The following is a 17592-nucleotide window of genomic DNA, read 5'->3' as shown; positions in this document are numbered from 1 at the left end:
GGTCTAGCCTTGATCAGCTGAGCCACGGAGCTAGCTGTCGGGTATGCCCGTCAGGCTGATCCGGAGGCTGCGTGTGTCGGCGGCTGCCTGCCGGAGCACATCCTGGCGTGGGTCGGGAACCGGCAGGAGCGGCAGGCGGGGGAGAACGCGGTATGAGGCCAGCTTCGTGTGCGCCAGGCACTCGGAGAACAGCTTGGCGTCGCCGCCGGGCTGCAGACAGTCCGGCGGATCCTGGGCGAAGAGGGCTGCCGCACGCTCAGCTGCGGTATCGACCAGCGCATCGGCCTGGTTAGCCCTCCTCCGGGCGAACCGTTGCTGGGACCAGCCACCGGCCGCCGTACGGGACTGGACATAGCGCGTACCGTTTTTTGAGACGATGAGGACACCGGCCCTGGCAAGCCCGACGCCGTAACCGCCGCGGCGTATCAGAAGCAGCCCCACGGTCAGCGGAACGGACGCCTGCCGGATCAGCTCGTCCACCGCGCTCTCCGGATCGCAATGCACCGTCTCGGGAACCCCGTCCTGGCCCGAGCCTGCCAGGGGTGCGGCGATTTCGGCCGTGCAACCGTTGGCAGCGCGCAGGACTACAACGCCGGGTGTGCCGCCAGGACGCTCGGCGTGAAAGGGCCCGTTGCGTTCACCGAAGCGCCTCACCCAGCCGGCAAGGCGGTCGGGCGGGACCAGTACCGTCCGGTTGTCCTGCACTTCGCCTCCTTACGGAATCCTGGGCGTTCGGTGTCAGAGGATCACAGTAGCCTTGGCTCTGTGAATGACCTATTCAGCCTCGACTCCGACGCGTATGACGAGCCGGCCGCGTTCGCCGGGAATGAGCGGAACCGTCCCCGCAGTCCGCTGCCGGTACGCATGCGTCCGCGAACGGTCGACGAAGTCGTCGGGCAGCAGCACCTGCTCGGAGCCGGATCGCCGTTGCGAACGCTGGCGGGGGGTGAGCCTGCCGTGCGCACGGGCGCCCCGACGTCGGTCATCCTCTGGGGTCCGCCGGGAACAGGGAAGACCACCCTGGCGCACGTCATCGCAAGGGGTCCCGGTCGCAAGTTCGTGGAGCTCTCCGCCATCACCGCCGGCGTCAAGGATGTCCGTCGGGTAATGGACGAGGCGCTCTCCAACCGGGACTTGCACCGCATCACAACGGTCCTCTTCCTCGACGAGATCCACCGGTTCAACAAGGCACAGCAGGATGCACTCCTGCCGGGCGTCGAAAACGGCTGGGTAGTGCTTATAGCTGCCACTACGGAAAACCCGTCTTTCTCGGTGGTGTCCCCGCTGCTGTCGCGATCGCTCCTGCAGACGCTGAAGCCGCTCACCGAAGAGGACATAAGGTCACTGCTTCAACGTGCTGTGGATGACCCCCGCGGCCTCGCGGGGGAGGTCACAGTCGACGAGGACGCCCTGGACCATCTGGTGAGGCTGGCGGCCGGTGACGCGCGGCGGGGGCTGACAGCACTGGAGGCAGCTGCCGGCGTCGCGCAATCAGCGGAAGCGGCGGCTGAACAGCCGCGGGATTTGGAGGATGGCGATGATCATCCCGGCCCGGTCCGCATCACCCTGGACCACGCTGAGAAGGCTGTAGACGTCGCCGCTCTGCGTTATGACCGGGCGGGGGACCAGCACTATGACGTGGCCAGCGCGTTCATCAAGTCGCTGCGCGGCTCCGATGTCGACGCAGCCCTGCACTATCTTGCACGCATGCTCGAATCCGGCGAAGACCCCCGCTTCGTGGCTCGCCGATTGATGATCTCCGCTGCGGAAGACGTCGGCATGGCCGATCCCACCGCCCTGCAGACCGCTGTCGCAGCAGCGCAGGCGGTCCAGTTGGTCGGGATGCCGGAGGGGCGGATCATCCTTGCGGAAGCGGTGGTGCATATCGCAACCGCGCCGAAGTCGAACGCCGCCTATAACGGAATCAATCGCGCCATCGCAGACGTTCGGGCCGGTAAGGGACAGGGAATACCCGCACATCTCCGCGACGCCCACTACCCCGGCGCCAGCCAACTGGGCCATGGCAGGGGATACGTGTACTCCCATGATGAACCACACGGGATCGCCCGCCAGCAATACGCGCCTGACGATCTCGTCGGTACCGACTACTACCTTCCCACCGACCGGGGTACAGAACGCGCAGTTGCCACCCGGTTGGAGAAACTCCGCGCCATTATTCGGAACCGCTGAGCACTGCTAGGATTGTTCGTTGACTGGCAAGTCGCGGCTCATTCATGCCCCTTGTCCAATCCACATCAGGTGATTTCCATCTGGCCCAGTGGAAAGGTGCAGGCGAAGTGAGAACCCGCGAACTGTAGTACCGGAAAGCGGCCCCTTCCGGCTCTCCGAACGTGGAGGCCAGCGACACAAGAAAGAGTTCACACGGTGTTCGCCGTCGTGGACTGCTTCGCCGCAAACAGTGAAAGGTAAACGTGGCTAACAACACACGTGCCCGCCGTAAGGTGCGCATTTCGCGCGCCCTCGGCATTGCTCTGACCCCCAAGGCCGAGAAGTACCTGGAGCGTCGTCCGTACGCGCCGGGCCAGCACGGCCGTTCCCGCCGCAAGCAGGACAGCGACTACGCAGTACGTCTGCGCGAGAAGCAGCGTCTGCGCGCCCAGTACGGTATCCGCGAAGCGCAGATGACCCGCGTCTTCGAGGAAGCCCGCCGTACCTCCGGCCTGACCGGTGAGAACCTGATCGAACTGCTCGAAATGCGTCTCGACGCATTGGTGCTGCGCGCCGGTTTCGCGCGCACCATCGCCCAGGCACGCCAGCTCGTGGTTCACCGCCACATCATGGTTGACGGCGCACGCGTGGACCGCCCGTCCTTCCGTGTCAAGGAAGGCCAGCTCATCCACGTGCACAGCCGCAGCGAAACCATGGTTCCGCTGCAGGTTGCTGCTGCCGGTGCCCACCGCGACGTGCTTCCGGCTGTCCCCGGCTACCTCGACGTCCAGCTCGAGAAGCTTCAGGCACGCCTGGTTCGCCGCCCCAAGCGCTCCGAGGTCCCCGTGACCTGTGAAGAGCAGCTCGTGGTGGAATACTACGCACGCTGATCCAGCGCCGACTTCGGCGTTTCGGCAGTACAACTGAACATCAGTTACCGGGAGCCCGCGGCGCACGCCGCGGGCTCCTGAGTAGGTAAGGTACATAGGGAATTGCGGGCAGCCGTCCGCCATGCGCGAAGGCTAAGGAGTTGTTCACGAATGTCAGGTGGAGATATCGCCGGACTTATTGCCGCCGGAGTTTTTGCGGTCCTGGTCGCATTGCTTGCCATTCCGGTGTGGAAGCTCGGGAAGGTCTTCGATGAGCTCCGTCAGGCCATCCGTTCGGTGACTGAGGGCACCACGCCCCTCATCGACGAGGTCACCAGCACAGTGTCCACAACGCACCAGCAATTGAAGCACGTCGACGGGATCACCTCGAACGTGTCGGATGCCTCCGCCAACATCTCGGCCCTGTCTTCGCTGGTCGCGGCCACGGTCGGATCCCCGCTCATCAAGGTGGCAGCGTTTTCCTACGGCGTGCGCAATGCGCTGGCCTCCAGACGCAGGCCCACCTCCCGCCGTCGTAGTCGCTGATCACAAGCTGAAGCACAAGACGCACGCACAACAAAGGAATTCTTGATGATCAAGAGGGTTTTCTGGCTCGCAGCAGGCGCGGCCATCGGTGCCGTAGCGGTACGCAAAGTATCTGCGATGAAGTCGGCGGTGGGCCCGGAAGGGCTGAACCGCGCCGTAGCGCAACTCACGGACAGTGTCGCCGACTTCGCCGACGCGTTCCGGCAGGGAATGCAGGAGCGCGAGACCGATCTGCGCACCGCCCTCGGCATTGACTCAGAGCCCCGCCTCTGATTCCCGATCAGGCACCCGAACACCAGACATCGCCGCTGCGCACCACCCGCGCGCAACACCGAAGGATCCCCATGAAGTCGCAAGAGATTGCCCGTCGCTGGCTTGACTACTTCGAGCGCCAGGGGCACACGCGCGTGCCGTCCGCCTCCCTGGTATCCAGCGACCCGTCGCTGCTGTTCACCGTCGCAGGCATGGTCCCGTTCATTCCCTACCTGACAGCGCGGGAAGTAGCTCCGTACAACCGCGCAACGAGCATCCAGAAGTGCATTCGCACGGCCGACATCGAAGAAGTCGGCAAAACCGCCCGCCATGGCACGTTCTTCCAGATGTGCGGAAACTTTTCATTCGGCGACTACTTCAAGCAGAACGCCATCCGCATGGCGTGGGACCTGTTGACGAGCAGCGTGGAAGACGGCGGCTTCGGACTCCCTGCCGACCGCCTGTGGGTCACGGTGTACCAGGAAGACGAAGAAGCGCTAGCGATCTGGCGGGACGAAGTAGGATTCCCGGCCGAGCGCATCCAGAAATTCGGCAAGAAGGACAACTACTGGAACACGGGCCAGCCCGGCCCGGGCGGTCCCTGCTCGGAAATCTTCTACGACCGCGGCCCGGAGTACGGCCGCGATGGCGGACCGGAGGCTGACGAAGACCGTTACATCGAAATCTGGAACCTCGTGTTCATGCAGTACCGGCTCTCTGCTGTGCGCAGCAAAGAGGATTTCGACATTGCCGGGGAACTGCCGCAAAAAAACATTGACACCGGCCTTGGGCTCGAACGGCTGGCAATGGTGCTGCAGGGCGTCGAAAACATGTACGAGACCGACCAGGTGCGTCCGGTCCTGGACAAGGCAGCGGAACTGTCGGGTCGCGAATACACCAGTGCAGAGTCCGACGACGACCCTCACCACCAGGACGACGTGCGGATGCGGGTGGTCGCTGACCACATTCGCTCGGCCCTGATGCTCATCACCGACGGCGTCACGCCGTCCAATGAGGGCAGGGGCTACGTTCTGCGCCGGCTCATCCGCCGCGCAGTCCGCGCCATGCGCCTGCTGGGTGTCGAGAAGGCCTGCCTGCCAGACCTCCTGCCCGTCTCGCGTGACGCCATGAAGGGCGTTTACCCCGAGGTCGCGCGCGACTTCGAGCGCATCAGCAGGATCGCGTATGCAGAAGAGAAGGCGTTTCTGCGCACCATCGCCTCGGGAACAGCCCGGCTCGAAGAAGCTGTCCGCGAGTCCAGGGGCGCGGGCCGTGCACTGTCCGGCGAAGACGCCTTCAGCCTCCATGACACCTACGGGTTCCCTATTGACCTGACACTCGAAATGGCTGAAGAGGCCGGTGTGAAGGTCGATGCCGAAGGATTCCGCGCGCTCATGCTCGAGCAGCGGCAACGCGCCCAGGCTGACGCCCGCGGGAAAAAGGCCGGGCACGCCGACATGACGGTGTTCAACGAGTTGCTTGCAACCGGTGAAACCGTGTTCACAGGTTACGACGAGCTGACCAGCGAAGCGGTGGTGCGCGGCATCATCAGCAACGGCGCGTCAGTTCCGGTCGCTCGTGCGGGCGAAGAAATTGAACTGATCCTCGACCGTACTCCGTTCTATGCCGAAGCAGGCGGGCAGGCAGCCGACGTCGGGCTCATCACCGGAAACGGTTTCACCGTGGAAGTCACCGACGTCCAGAGGCCGATCAAGGGACTGAGCGTCCACCGTGCGCTGGTGCGCGAGGGAGAAATCACGCAGGACGCCCCGGTGACCGCGGCCGTCGACCGTCAGCGTCGTCATGCGGGGGAGCAGGCGCACTCCGGTACGCACCTCGTTCACGCTGCCCTTCATCAGGTCCTCGGCCCTGAGGCGCTGCAGCGCGGTTCCTTCAACAAGGCCGGATACCTGCGCTTCGACTTCTCGTGGGGCGAGGGCATCAGCTCCTCGGCGCGATCGGAGATCGAGGAAGTCTCGAACCTGGCCATCCGCAGTAACCACGCCGTCGAAACGAAGGTGATGGGCCTGGATGATGCCAAGGCACTCGGTGCGACGGCGCTGTTCGGAGAGGCATACGGGGACCGTGTGCGGGTCGTCGAAATCGATGGTGCATGGTCGCGTGAACTCTGCGGTGGCACCCACGTTGAATCGACGTCGCTGATCGGGACGCTGACGCTGCTCGGTGAGCAGTCGGTCGGATCCGGCAACCGCCGGGTTGAGGCGCTCGTCGGTATGGACGCCTTCAGGCATGCTGCTGCGGAACGCGCGCTCGTCACTGAGCTGTCCGAAATGCTCAAGGTACCCTCGCCGCAGCTGCCTGAACGCCTGAGCGCAACGCTGAACCGGCTCAAGGCTGCCGAGAAAGAGCTGGAACGGCTGCGGAAGGAACAGCTCTCGAGCGCTGCTGCCGGACTGGTCAATACGGCAGAGGACATCGATGGCGTGCGTCTAATCACTCACGACGCCGGTACGGTCGGCAGTGCGGATGACCTCCGGAATCTCGCGCTGGACCTGCGGGGACGGCTCGGCGCGGGTGCCTCTGTGGTCGCTGTGGCGGGTGTCAGCAAGGATCGCCCGGTGGTCCTTGTGGTCACCAATGACGAAGCGCGCGACGCAGGGATCAAGGCAGGAGCGCTTGTGCGTACCGCTGCAGGCATCCTCGGCGGCGGAGGCGGCGGCAAGGACGACATGGCACAGGGCGGTGGGTCCGACCCCGTAAAGGTCCCGGCGGCGTTGGAGTCCATCCGCGCAGCTGTCGCGGGCCGGTAGCAGGAACTGCTTACTGTGGCACCCGGAGAATATCCGTACGGCGTCAAGATCGGCGTCGACGTCGGCATGGTCCGTGTCGGGGTTGCGGCGAGCGACAGGGACGGTTCTATTGCGACCCCGGTTCGTACCATGCGACGCGATACCCGGAAGAACCACGACCTGCGCCTGCTGCTCGGGAACATCCAGGAGCTGGGGGCCGTTGAAGTCTTCGTCGGGTTGCCCCGTAACCTGAGCGGAACCGAATCCGCTTCCACGGCCATGGCCCGGGACTACGCCGCAGCGCTCGTGGAGATGCTGTTCGACGCGGGTCTGGACGTACCCGTCCGGCTGGTGGACGAACGGCTCACGTCGGTTTCGGCGCATAGATCGCTTCGGCAGGCTGGCTTGAACAGTCGTGAACACCGTAAGGTGGTAGATCAGGTGGCAGCCGTGGAGATACTCCAACACGCCATAGATATGCAACGAAACCTTGAGCGGGACGTGGGGGAGCCGGTCGTTCAGCATCGGCGGCGGAGTCATGACCATCCGACGCCGGCCTCATCCGAGGAGTTAGAAATTTCGCACACCAACAGTAGGAGGAAAGAGGAGCAGTGAGCCATCGTCATCCTCCTTCCCCAGCAGCCGATCACGGATCCGAGCAGCACCCGGACGAATATCTGGACGAGCACTACCCGGAGCATCCTGAGCCGGTGGAGCAGTTTTTCGAGGCAGACGTTCCGTCCCGCCGCAGACGCGGTCCTTCCAAGGCGCGTCAGCGCCGCCGCAGACGCCGGACAATCGTCATGCTGATCGTGGTGCTCGGTTTCGTCGGAGTGGTGGTCGCCGTCGCGATGTTTCTTAGGAGTCTGCTTGGAGTCGGTGAAGTCACCGACTACGCCGGGCCCGGCACAGGGTCAGTGACCTTCACCGTCGAGGAAGGCGCGGGTCCCTTGATTATTGGCAGCGGCCTTGAGCAGCAGGACATTGTCGCCAGTTCAGAGGAATTCCTGAAGGCCTTCGGTGCTGTCGCCGACGGGCGCGTGATTCAGCCCGGCGACTATGAGATGAAGTACCAGATGAGCTCGGAGGAGGCAGCCCGAGCGCTGCTCGCCGAGGGCGACTCGATGGTTCACTATGCCGCCGTTGCCAGGGACCTCAGGCAGAACGAGGTCTTCGATATCCTGGCGGAATCCACCGGGATACCCCGCGAAGAGTTCGAAGCACTGGCAAAGGATCCAACGCAGTTCGGCATTCCGGAGCGGTCGCCGAGCCTGGAGGGTTACCTGTATCCCGGCGAGTACCGATTCGACCTCGACATCACTGCAGCCGAGGTCATCCAGCAGATGGTGGACAATACTTACGCAGCGCTCGAAGAGGCCGGGGTCACCGATCCTGCAGAGCAGTACCGCATCCTGACCATCGCCAGCATCGTGCAGGCTGAGGCCGGCCAGGCCGATTACGGTCAGGTAGCCGGTTCGATCATGAACCGGTTGGGTCCGGACAATACCGAGACGAACGGACTGATCCAGTCTGACGCGACTGTGACCTACGGGCTTGACCGCAAGAGCTACAACCTGACCGACGAGGAAAAGGCCGACAAGTCCAACCCGTACAACACGTACGCGATTCCAGGCTTGCCGGTCGGACCAATCGGATCCCCGAGCGCGGAAGCGATCGAGGCCGCGGTCAACCCGGAGGACGTGCCCTACTACTACTGGGTCACGGTCAACCTCGACAGCGGTGAGACCAAGTTCTCCGAAACTCTTGCCGAGCATGCACAGTACGTTCAGGAGTACCAGGCATGGTGCGCTGATAACGCCGGAAGGTGTGAATAGGTGTTCCCCGACCGGACGCCGGCCCCATATCGGGCCGGTGTCATCGGTCACCCCATAGCGCACTCGAAGTCCCCTCAGCTTCACGGCGCTGCGTACGCCCTTCTGGATTTCGACTGCAGCTACACGGCGATTGATACTGCTCCTGAATCCCTGGGAACCATCTTGGGGGAGGTCCGGGATGACCCTGCGTGGCGCGGGCTGTCTGTCACAATGCCGCACAAGGGTGCGGCGCTGAGTTACCTGGATGAGGTGGCGCCGGACGCCGCCGCTCTGGGCGTGATCAATACCGTGCTTCCCGTGGAAGATGGCGAACTGCGACGGCTAATGGGCTACAACACGGACGTTGAGGGGATCGTCCGTGCGGTTCGCCATGCCGGCGCCGGACGCCCGGAGCAGGCGCTCGTCCTCGGTGGGGGCGGCACCGCTTCGGCGGCTGTCGCAGCCCTTGCCCAAATGGGTGTTCAGGGGGCCGATATTTGCGTCAGGTCACCGCGGAAAGCCGGCTCCCTGATTGACCTGGGTCACCGGCTCGGCATTGATGTGAACCTGAGAGATTTCGATGCGGCCGCAGGGTTGTGCGGTGCGTCTCCGCTGGTTATCTCGACGCTGCCGCCCCACGGGGCGGACGAACTGGCTGCTCAGCTGTTCGTCGCACCGTCTTCCGCCGATGAGCCCGAGCCACGGGAACCACGCGTGCTCCTTGATGTGGCATACGACCCGTGGCCCAGTGCGCTCGCTGAGGCATGGTCCGCCGGCGGTGGAGTCATCGTTCCCGGCCTGGAAATGTTGCTCTACCAGGCGGTGGCCCAGGTGAAGCTCTTCGCCGGTGATGCTTTCCGCGATGAGTCTGCTGTCATAAATGTGATGTGTGACGCGGTGGGGGCTCCCCGGCGCTAGTTGGGGTCGTGGCCCGTGGCAGGATGGATGTATGTTGCGTTGGTTGACGGCCGGGGAATCCCACGGCCCTGCTCTGGTCGGAATCATCGAGGGAATGCCCGCAGGCGTTGAAGTAGCCAGTGAGGCCATTCAGGCCGCTCTGGCACGTCGCCGGTTGGGTTATGGTCGCGGTGCCCGCATGAAGTTCGAACAGGACCAGGTTCGGATCATCGGAGGTGTCCGCCACGGCCTGACACAGGGCGGTCCGGTGGCCATCGAGGTGGGGAACACCGAATGGCCCAAGTGGGAACAGGTCATGTCCGCGGATCCGGTCGACGCCGGCATTCTCAGGGATTCCGCGCGTAACGCTCCCCTCACCAGGCCCCGCCCCGGCCACGCTGATTTCACCGGCATGCAGAAGTACGGTTTCGATGAGGCCCGGCCGGTGCTGGAACGGGCAAGTGCGCGGGAAACTGCTGCGCGGGTAGCCCTTGGTACCGTCGCGGCTCAATTTCTTTGCGCTCTGGGCATCGAACTAGTCAGCCACACTGTCGCTGTTGCTTCCGTTGCCGTTCCGGAAGGATCGCCGCTTCCCGCACCCCGCGATCTCCTCGCACTGGATGAGGACCCGCTGCGCTGTTTCGACCGCGAGACGTCCACCGCGATGGTCGCCGAGGTGGACGCCGCTCACAAGGAGGGCGAAACCCTCGGCGGTGTCGTCGAGGTCCTGGCCTACGGTCTCCCTCCCGGACTTGGAAGCTACGTGCACTGGGACCGTCGCCTGGATGCGCGTCTGGCCGGTGCACTCATGGGCATTCAGGCGATCAAGGGCGTTGAGGTCGGTGACGGTTTCGAGACCGCGCGACGTCGCGGATCGGCCGCTCATGACGAGATAGTCCGTGAGGAAACCGGGCGGATCGGCCGCTCAACCAACCGGGCCGGCGGTATCGAGGGCGGCATGAGCATTGGCGACGTCCTGCGAGTGCGCGCTGCGATGAAGCCCATCGCCACCGTCCCCCGTGCACTTCAGACAATCGACGTGAGTACCGGCGACGCCGCCAAGGCGCACCACCAGCGGTCCGACGTGTGCGCGGTCCCTGCGGCCGGAGTGGTTGCCGAAGCTATGGTCGCCCTTGTTCTTGCAGAAGCGGTAACGGAGAAGTTCGGCGGTGACTCGGTGGAGGAGACAAAGCGCAACCTCGACTCCTACCTCGAGAGCATCCCGGCGTCCCTGAATTCGGTCGCGCCCTGATGCTGCCGGCGGCTCATGGACCGCTGGTACTCATCGGCCTCATGGCCACCGGCAAATCGACCATCGGGCGGCGGATCGCCTCACGGCATGGCTGGCAATTCGTCGACACAGATGCCGTGATCGCCGCCCGGCATGGCCCCATACCGGCAATCTTCGCTGAACAGGGTGAGCCCGGTTTCCGGCGGATTGAGGCTGAGGTCGTTCGCGAAGTCCTTTCAGAAGCGGGTGCCGGCGCCGTTATCTCCCTCGGAGGAGGTTCGGTTCTCCACGACGACACGCGGCGCCTGCTGAAAGATGCCTTTGTGGTTTTCCTCGACGCCGATCTTGCAACGGTTCTGCCGCGGCTCGCCGGCAACACCGGCCGGCCTTTGTTGGCCGAAGACGCCGGCGGAACCTGGGCACGCCTTGACCGGGAACGTCGCCCGATCTACGAAGCACTGGCGGACGCGGTGATAGACACACGCGACGCTTCACCCGATACCGTGGTTGACCGTCTTGAGACGCAGCTGCACCGGACCATGTTTACTGAGGAAGGAACCTTCGGCAATGACCGCTGAATCTACTGCCATCCGCGTCACAGGCAGTACCCCGTCCGAGAACTACGACGTCGTGGTTGGACGTGGACTGCTGGACCGGTTGGCACCACTGCTGGGCGAGCGGGTCCGTCGCGTGCTGGTGATCCATCCCCGCGCCCTGCGATCGACAGGGGACACCGTGCGGGAGCAGCTGGCGGCGGAAGGATTCACCGCGGTCACGGCGGAGATCCCCGATGCCGAGGAAGGCAAGCACATTCAGGTGGCGGCGTTCTGCTGGCAGGTGCTCGGGCAGAATGATTTCACGCGGTCTGACGCAATTGTGGCCGTCGGGGGAGGTGCTGTCACCGACGTCGCCGGCTTTGTGGCAGCGACCTGGCTTCGCGGCGTCAAGGTGGTACATCTGCCCACCACGCTGCTTGGCATGGTCGATGCAGCTGTGGGCGGCAAAACCGGGATCAACACCGCAGAGGGGAAGAACCTCGTGGGTGCCTTCCACCCGCCGGCGGGTGTGCTCGCCGATCTGGACGCGCTGCAGACACTCCCCACCAACGAGCTGATCACCGGCATGGCCGAAGTTGTGAAGTGCGGGTTCATCGCCGATCCACGCATCCTCGAGTTGGTCGAATTCGACCCTGAGGCCGTCAAGGACCCGACCAGCGATGCCGTCCGAGAACTGGTCGAGCGTTCAATCGCGGTCAAAGCCGCGGTCGTGTCGGAGGACCTCAAGGAATCCGGGCGGCGGGAATTCCTGAACTATGGCCACACGCTGGCGCACGCGATCGAGCTGGCGGAACGGTACTCCTGGCGGCACGGCGCAGCCGTTTCGGTGGGCCTCGTCTTCGCGGCGGAGCTCTCCCGCATGGTCGGCCGGCTTGACGACAAGACCGCGGACAGGCACCGCGCCATCCTGGAAACACTCGGTCTTCCGGTGACCTACCGGCGGGACCGCTGGGCAGCGCTCCTGGACGGCATGCGGCGGGACAAGAAGGCACGCGGTGACCTGCTGCGTTTCGTAGTGCTCGACGGCGTCGCCCGCCCCGGAATCCTTGAGGTGCCGGACACATCACTCCTGTTCGCCGCGTACCAGGAGATCGCTTCCTGATCCGGTTCCATCCGGCAGGGTAGACTGGACTCTGGTCTTTTGGCGGGCGAATCCTGAGCAGTCGTGCACTGCGCCTGCTGCGACGTAAGCCAAACATCAGTCAATCGACGAAAGAGAATCCGTGGCCACCACGAACGACATCAAGAATGGCACCGTCCTCAAGCTCGAGGGCAACCTCTGGAATGTGCTTGAGTTCCAGCATGTGAAGCCCGGCAAGGGTGGCGCTTTTGTCCGCACCAAGCTCCGCAACATCCTCTCGGGCAAGGTTGTCGACAAGACCTTCAACGCCGGCCTCAAGATCGAGACCGCCACCGTGGACCGCCGCGACTACCAATACCTGTACAAGGACGGCGACGACTTCGTGTTCATGGACACGACGGACTACGACCAGATCACCGTCCCGGGTGCAACCGTGGGCAACGCCGAGAACTTTATGCTCGAGAGCCAGATGGCAACGATCGCCATGCACGAGGGTTCAGCGCTTTACCTTGAGCTGCCGCCGTCGGTTGTTCTTGAAATCACGTACACCGAACCGGGTCTTCAGGGCGACCGTTCGACCGGCGGCACCAAGCCTGCCACTGTCGAAACCGGATATGAGATCCAGGTGCCGCTCTTCCTGGAAACCGGTACCAAGGTCAAGGTAGACACCCGCTCCGGTGAGTACCTGGGACGCGTCAACGAGTGAGCGCACGCAGCAAAGCACGGCGTCGGGCGCTGGATATCCTGTTCGAGGCCGAGCAGCGGTCCGTGTCGCCTATCGAGGCACTGCAGGGCCGCCGCGAAAAGACGGACACCGTCATCAACGAGTACTCCGTGGAGATCATTGAAGGCGTGATGGCCCACGGCGCGCAGATCGACGAATTCCTGAGCACCTATTCGCAGGGCTGGACGCTCGACCGGATGCCTGCCGTGGACCGGATGATTCTGCGAGTCGGATCCTGGGAGTTGCTGTACAACGAGGACGTGCCGGACACTGTCGCTGTCAGCGAGGCCGTGCAGCTTGCAACCATGCTGTCGACAGACGAGTCACCCGCCTTCATCAACGGCCTGCTCGGCCGTCTTCAGCAGCTTAAGCCCACTCTGCTGGCGTAGTCCGCGGACTGACCAGCGTCGGACTTCGTGTCCGGACAAGCGCGCCGGCATGTCAGAATCGGCGCGCAGACGCCGCGGAGATGATTTGCCGGCGGGCCGCGTTGAGGTCGTGAAGCAGGTGTACTTCCAGGGCCGGATCCGAACCGCTGGCGTGGCCGGCTCGCAATCGTTGGCGCACGAAAGCCAGCCGCACCGCTGTGCTGATAAAGCTTTTCATGGCGGGAGCGGCTCCTACCCGTCGGGCCCAGGCGAGTGCCGATGAACGGCCACGCGGCGAAGCCACCATGTCTACCTCCTGCCCCGTGATCCAGCCGGAGTGGGCGTATTCGGCGAGCCGTTGGTGGGTCACGGCGCGTTCGGCGCGACGGAGAGCGAATACAACCGCGATCACAGCGATGAACAGCGGCACCTGAACCAGGAAGTAGAACGAGAAGAAGTCTGTGAAGAGGACCACCAGTCCGCCGTTCCACAGCATGTGACCGGCAACCGCGGGGATAAGGCCGATCACGAATGCAATGATCAGTCCACCCCTGGTGCGGCCTTTCGCGACCGCCATTCCCAGTACGAGACCCAGCGCGCCGGTAAACATCACGTGGGCAAAGGGTGAGAACAGCCCGCGCATCACAAACACCGTGATCAGTCCGCCGAGTCCGGCCGGGTCAGTGAGTGCTGACCCGAAGTACAACACGTTCTCGGTGAAGGCGAATCCCGCAGCAATGGTGCCGGCGTAGACAATGCCGTCGACTGGCCCGTCAAAGTGGCTGCGACGGGAGAGAGCGAGGATGAGGACGCCCAGGCCCTTCGCCAGTTCTTCGACGATCGGGGCCTGGAAGACCGGACCCACAATGTCGGGACCCGCTCCGCTGAAACCCGCACTGAGAAGCATGGTGGTGACGGTGGGGCCGAGCAGGAATGTGACGCCGACCGACATTCCGGCACCCCACAGGAAGGCGAAGGCCAGTGCTCCACGGGGCTCGGGGTCCCAGCGGTCCACCCACCGTATCCCGACCAGACAGATGGTGAGCGGTACCAGTGCCAGTGCGGCGCAGAGAGCAAGCGCGGCGGGCCCGAGCTGTGCAGTAACCATCGCGGCCACACCGGCAAGGACCAGCGCCGTGCAGATGAGCAACAGGGCATTGACGACGGCGTAGCGCGGCGGGTAGGCACGCTTCCTAACAGGCGGGTTCAGGCCCGCGTGGACCTCGGGGGAGGGCGGAACCGGCGGCCCGGGGTGTACCTGCTGCCACATTCCCAGAGGCGGCTGCTCTCCTGAAAGGACCTCGCCGCCCGGTTCCGTGTACGCACTCCCGGAGTTCATACTCATCCACACAGGATAGGTGCCCGGGATGCCTATGGTAGTTTTGAAGCCGCACCCAACCCCTTTAAAGGCCGTCCTGTGAGGCGGAGAAGGAGGACGCGTTCCATGAGTGTATCCAGCCCTGAATCCGGAGGGTCCGTGTTCCGTACGGTCCTCGGTGATGCTGATATTGACCGGGCCCTGACCCGGATCGCCCACGAGATCCTCGAAGCCAACAAGGGCTCCCGGGACCTTGTGCTACTGGGCATCCCCCGCCGGGGGTTCCCGCTCGCCCAGCGGTTGGCGCGCAAAATTGCGCGCACCGATCCTGCTGTGGATCCCGAGCGCATGGTGGGCCGCCTCGACGTCACGATGTTCCGTGATGACCTGCGCAAGCATCCAACCCGCCCGCCCGGCCCCACCAAGCTCCCTCCCGCCGGCATCGACAACAAGGTTGTGGTGCTGGTGGACGACGTGCTCTATTCCGGCCGCACCATCCGCGCCGCCCTGGACGCGATCGTCGACATCGGCCGGCCGCGGATCGTCCGCCTCGCCGTGCTGGTGGACCGTGGACACCGCGAACTGCCCATCCGCGCCGACCATGTCGGAAAGAATCTCCCCACCTCCTCCGCCGAGAAGGTCCGCGTGAGGATCAGCGAGGTCGACTCCGTCGACGAAGTAGTGATCGAGGGTCCGGCATGAAGCACCTCCTGTCCACAGAGAGTCTGACGGGCACCGACGCAATCCGTATTCTCGATACAGCCGAGGAAATGGCCGAGGTCGGTGAAAGGGAAGTCAAGAAGCTTCCAGCGCTGCGTGGACGCACCGTCGTCAACCTTTTCTTCGAGGACTCGACCCGGACCCGAATTTCGTTCGAAGCGGCAGCGAAGCGGCTGTCGGCGGACGTGATCAATTTCGCCGCCAAGGGTTCTTCGGTGTCCAAGGGTGAATCGCTCAAGGACACAGCGCAGACCCTCGAGGCTATGAGCGCCGATGCTGTGGTCATCAGGCACTGGGCATCCGGGGCTCCCGCGAGGCTTGCCGCTTCGGACTGGATCGACGCGGCTGTGATCAATGCCGGAGACGGTACTCACGAGCATCCAACCCAGGCCCTGTTGGATGCGTTCACGCTCCGTCGGCACTGGTCGAAGGTTGCCGGTCGTCCCTCCCTTGGTGAAGATCTACGGGGGTTGCGCATCGCAATCGTGGGGGACGTCCTGCACTCCCGGGTCGCCCGTTCCAACCTGTGGCTCCTTACGACGCTCGGTGCGGAGGTAACCCTCGTTGCGCCTCCCACGCTGGTCCCTGTCGGCATCGGCGACTGGCCGTGCAGGGTCAGCTTCGACCTCGATGAGGTCCTTGCAACCGGCCCCCACGCGATCATGATGCTCAGGGTGCAGGGCGAGCGGATGAACGCCGCGTTCTTCCCTTCCACCCGTGAGTACACCCGCACCTGGGGGTTCGACGACGAGCGGCTGGCTACGCTCGAGGCATCGGCGGGCAAGGACACGATCATCATGCATCCGGGTCCCATGAACCGCGGCCTTGAAATTTCGTCAGCTGCGGCCGACTCACCCCGCTCAACGGTCCTTGCACAGGTACGTAACGGCGTATCTGTCCGGATGGCCGTCCTCTATCTGCTGCTGTCGGGCGATGACTCCGCACAGCCAACCCCCGCCCAGGAGGCAACAGTATGAGCACCCGTTACCTGATCAGGGGCGCCACGACCGCAAGCGGTGAGACCGGCGTTGATGTACTGATTGCAGACGGTCGCATCGCCGAGCGGGGACGGTCATTGTCGGCAGGGGGCGCCGTCGTCGTGGACGCTGACGGGTTGGTCCTGCTGCCGGGCATGGTGGATATCCACACACACCTTCGCGAGCCCGGCCGCGAAGATTCCGAGACGGTGGAGACCGGCACACGTGCGGCTGCCATGGGCGGCTACACGGCGGTGCACGCCATGGCCAACAGCATGCCGGTTGCCGATACGGCCGGCGTGGTGGAGCAGGTCCACGCGCTGGGCCGGCGCGCCGGTTGGGTCGACGTCCGGCCCGTCGGAGCCGTCACGGTGGGCCTTGCGGGGGAGAGGCTCGCGGAACTCGGAGCCATGGCGCAATCCCGGGCGGGCGTTCGCGTCTTCTCGGATGACGGCATCTGCGTCTCCGATCCAGTGCTGATGCGCCGCGCGCTCGAGTACGTGAAAGCGTTCGACGGCGTTGTCGCCCAGCACGCGCAGGAACCGCGCCTCACCGAGGGTGCCCAAATGAATGAAGGTTCGGTGTCCGCTGTCCTGGGCCTGGCCGGCTGGCCCGCGGTTGCCGAGGAAAGCATCATCGCCCGGGACGTCCTGCTGGCCCAGCACGTCGGCTCGCGCCTGCACGTCTGCCATGTGTCGACGGCCGGCTCGGTCGAGATCATCCGATGGGCGAAGCAGCGCGGCGTCAACGTGACTGCCGAAGTCACGCCGCACCATCTCTTGCTCACCGATGAGCTCGTCCGCACGTGGAACCCGGTGTACAAGGTCAACCCGCCCCTGCGCACTGACAACGACGTCACGGCTCTCCGTGAGGCGCTGGCCGACGGGACCATCGACGTCATCGGTACGGACCACGCCCCGCATCCTTCCGAACACAAGGAGTGCGAATGGGCTCAGGCCGCCATGGGAATGACGGGTCTTGAGACCGCGCTGTCCGTGGTGCAGCACACCATGATCGAGACGGGGCTGATGGACTGGTCGCGCTTCGCAGAGGCAACGTCCATCCTTCCCGCAAGAATCGGCCGGGTGGCAACGCAGGGAACACCGCTGGAATCCGGGGAGATGGCGAATCTCACACTGGTGGATCCCTCCGCCCGGTGGACAGTCGATCCCCATAGGATGGCTACCAAGGGACGTAACAGTCCCTTCGCCGGCCTCGAGCTGCCAGGCGCAGTCATCGCAACCTTCTTCGCCGGGCATCCCACGGTGCTGGAGGGGCGGCTCAATACACCGCATCCCGATGTGCAAGGGGACTGAAGC

At 64.4% G+C, this 17592-nt stretch carries 18 protein-coding genes; 16 read left to right on the top strand and 2 right to left on the bottom strand.

The features are described 5' to 3' along the window. Window positions 1-30: 30 nt before the first annotated feature. Window positions 31-705 (bottom strand): acVLRF1 family peptidyl-tRNA hydrolase, encoded by a 675-nt coding sequence (locus AC4D2M_RS10255; protein WP_490891662.1) that lies wholly within the window; start codon window positions 703-705, stop codon window positions 31-33. Window positions 706-765: 60 nt separating this feature from the next. Here AC4D2M_RS10255 and AC4D2M_RS10250 point away from each other — a divergent pair, with 60 nt between their 5' ends. From AC4D2M_RS10250 to nusB, 13 genes are all read left to right on the top strand, one after another. Further along, entirely contained in the window at window positions 766-2190 is a 1425-nt protein-coding gene (locus AC4D2M_RS10250; RefSeq protein ID WP_490891660.1) for a replication-associated recombination protein A, read from the top strand. Window positions 2191-2432: 242 nt separating this feature from the next. Next, entirely contained in the window at window positions 2433-3059 is a 627-nt protein-coding gene (gene rpsD / locus AC4D2M_RS10245; RefSeq protein WP_490891658.1) for a 30S ribosomal protein S4, read from the top strand. 150 nt (window positions 3060-3209) lie between these two features. Then, a complete protein-coding gene (locus tag AC4D2M_RS10240; protein ID WP_490891656.1) occupies window positions 3210-3584 on the top strand; it encodes a DUF948 domain-containing protein in 375 nt (124 codons plus the stop codon). Window positions 3585-3629: 45 nt separating this feature from the next. Then, complete coding sequence (locus AC4D2M_RS10235; protein WP_490891654.1) at window positions 3630-3857, top strand: hypothetical protein; 228 nt, start codon at window positions 3630-3632, stop codon at window positions 3855-3857. A gap of 71 nt (window positions 3858-3928) precedes the next feature. Continuing rightward, entirely contained in the window at window positions 3929-6607 is a 2679-nt protein-coding gene (alaS, locus tag AC4D2M_RS10230) for an alanine--tRNA ligase (protein ID WP_490891653.1), read from the top strand. Window positions 6608-6622: 15 nt separating this feature from the next. Continuing rightward, window positions 6623-7201 (top strand): Holliday junction resolvase RuvX, encoded by a 579-nt coding sequence (gene ruvX / locus AC4D2M_RS10225; protein ID WP_490891652.1) that lies wholly within the window; start codon window positions 6623-6625, stop codon window positions 7199-7201. Next, on the top strand, window positions 7198-8421 hold the full coding sequence (gene mltG, locus AC4D2M_RS10220; RefSeq protein WP_490891651.1) for an endolytic transglycosylase MltG: 1224 nt from the start codon (window positions 7198-7200) through the stop codon (window positions 8419-8421). Before ruvX ends, mltG begins: the two co-directional genes overlap by 4 nt. Further along, window positions 8422-9318, top strand: a complete 897-nt coding sequence (locus AC4D2M_RS10215) for a shikimate dehydrogenase (protein WP_490891650.1) — start codon at window positions 8422-8424, stop codon at window positions 9316-9318. Window positions 9319-9349: 31 nt separating this feature from the next. Beyond that, window positions 9350-10549, top strand: a complete 1200-nt coding sequence (gene aroC, locus AC4D2M_RS10210; RefSeq protein ID WP_490891649.1) for a chorismate synthase — start codon at window positions 9350-9352, stop codon at window positions 10547-10549. Next, window positions 10549-11106, top strand: a complete 558-nt coding sequence (locus AC4D2M_RS10205) for a shikimate kinase (protein ID WP_490891648.1) — start codon at window positions 10549-10551, stop codon at window positions 11104-11106. The genes aroC and AC4D2M_RS10205 overlap by 1 nt, the downstream gene beginning before the upstream one ends. After that, window positions 11096-12187 carry a 3-dehydroquinate synthase gene (gene aroB, locus AC4D2M_RS10200; RefSeq protein ID WP_490891647.1) on the top strand — a complete coding sequence of 364 codons (1092 nt, stop codon included), beginning with the start codon at window positions 11096-11098 and terminating at the stop codon, window positions 12185-12187. Before AC4D2M_RS10205 ends, aroB begins: the two co-directional genes overlap by 11 nt. Window positions 12188-12308: 121 nt before the next feature. Continuing rightward, a complete protein-coding gene (gene efp, locus AC4D2M_RS10195; protein ID WP_490891646.1) occupies window positions 12309-12872 on the top strand; it encodes an elongation factor P in 564 nt (187 codons plus the stop codon). Beyond that, complete coding sequence (gene nusB, locus AC4D2M_RS10190; protein ID WP_490891645.1) at window positions 12869-13279, top strand: transcription antitermination factor NusB; 411 nt, start codon at window positions 12869-12871, stop codon at window positions 13277-13279. Before efp ends, nusB begins: the two co-directional genes overlap by 4 nt. A gap of 52 nt (window positions 13280-13331) precedes the next feature. Here nusB and AC4D2M_RS10185 read toward each other — a convergent pair whose 3' ends face one another. Continuing rightward, window positions 13332-14603 carry a PrsW family intramembrane metalloprotease gene (locus AC4D2M_RS10185; RefSeq protein ID WP_490891644.1) on the bottom strand — a complete coding sequence of 424 codons (1272 nt, stop codon included), beginning with the start codon at window positions 14601-14603 and terminating at the stop codon, window positions 13332-13334. A 99-nt stretch (window positions 14604-14702) separates the two neighbouring features. On the opposite strand from AC4D2M_RS10185, the gene pyrR reads away from it, so the two are divergent. Genes pyrR through AC4D2M_RS10170 form a run of 3 tightly spaced genes read left to right on the top strand, consistent with a single transcriptional unit; the run spans window position 14703 to window position 17589 of the window. Next, on the top strand, window positions 14703-15278 hold the full coding sequence (gene pyrR / locus AC4D2M_RS10180; protein ID WP_490891642.1) for a bifunctional pyr operon transcriptional regulator/uracil phosphoribosyltransferase PyrR: 576 nt from the start codon (window positions 14703-14705) through the stop codon (window positions 15276-15278). After that, complete coding sequence (locus tag AC4D2M_RS10175; protein ID WP_490891641.1) at window positions 15275-16273, top strand: aspartate carbamoyltransferase catalytic subunit; 999 nt, start codon at window positions 15275-15277, stop codon at window positions 16271-16273. Before pyrR ends, AC4D2M_RS10175 begins: the two co-directional genes overlap by 4 nt. After that, window positions 16270-17589, top strand: a complete 1320-nt coding sequence (locus AC4D2M_RS10170) for a dihydroorotase (RefSeq protein WP_490891640.1) — start codon at window positions 16270-16272, stop codon at window positions 17587-17589. The genes AC4D2M_RS10175 and AC4D2M_RS10170 overlap by 4 nt, the downstream gene beginning before the upstream one ends. Window positions 17590-17592 lie beyond the last annotated feature (3 nt).

Source organism: Arthrobacter sp. TJ-270 (assembly GCF_058269075.1).
Note: the sequence above shows the minus strand (reverse complement) of the source record. Positions and strands in the feature narration are given on the sequence as shown.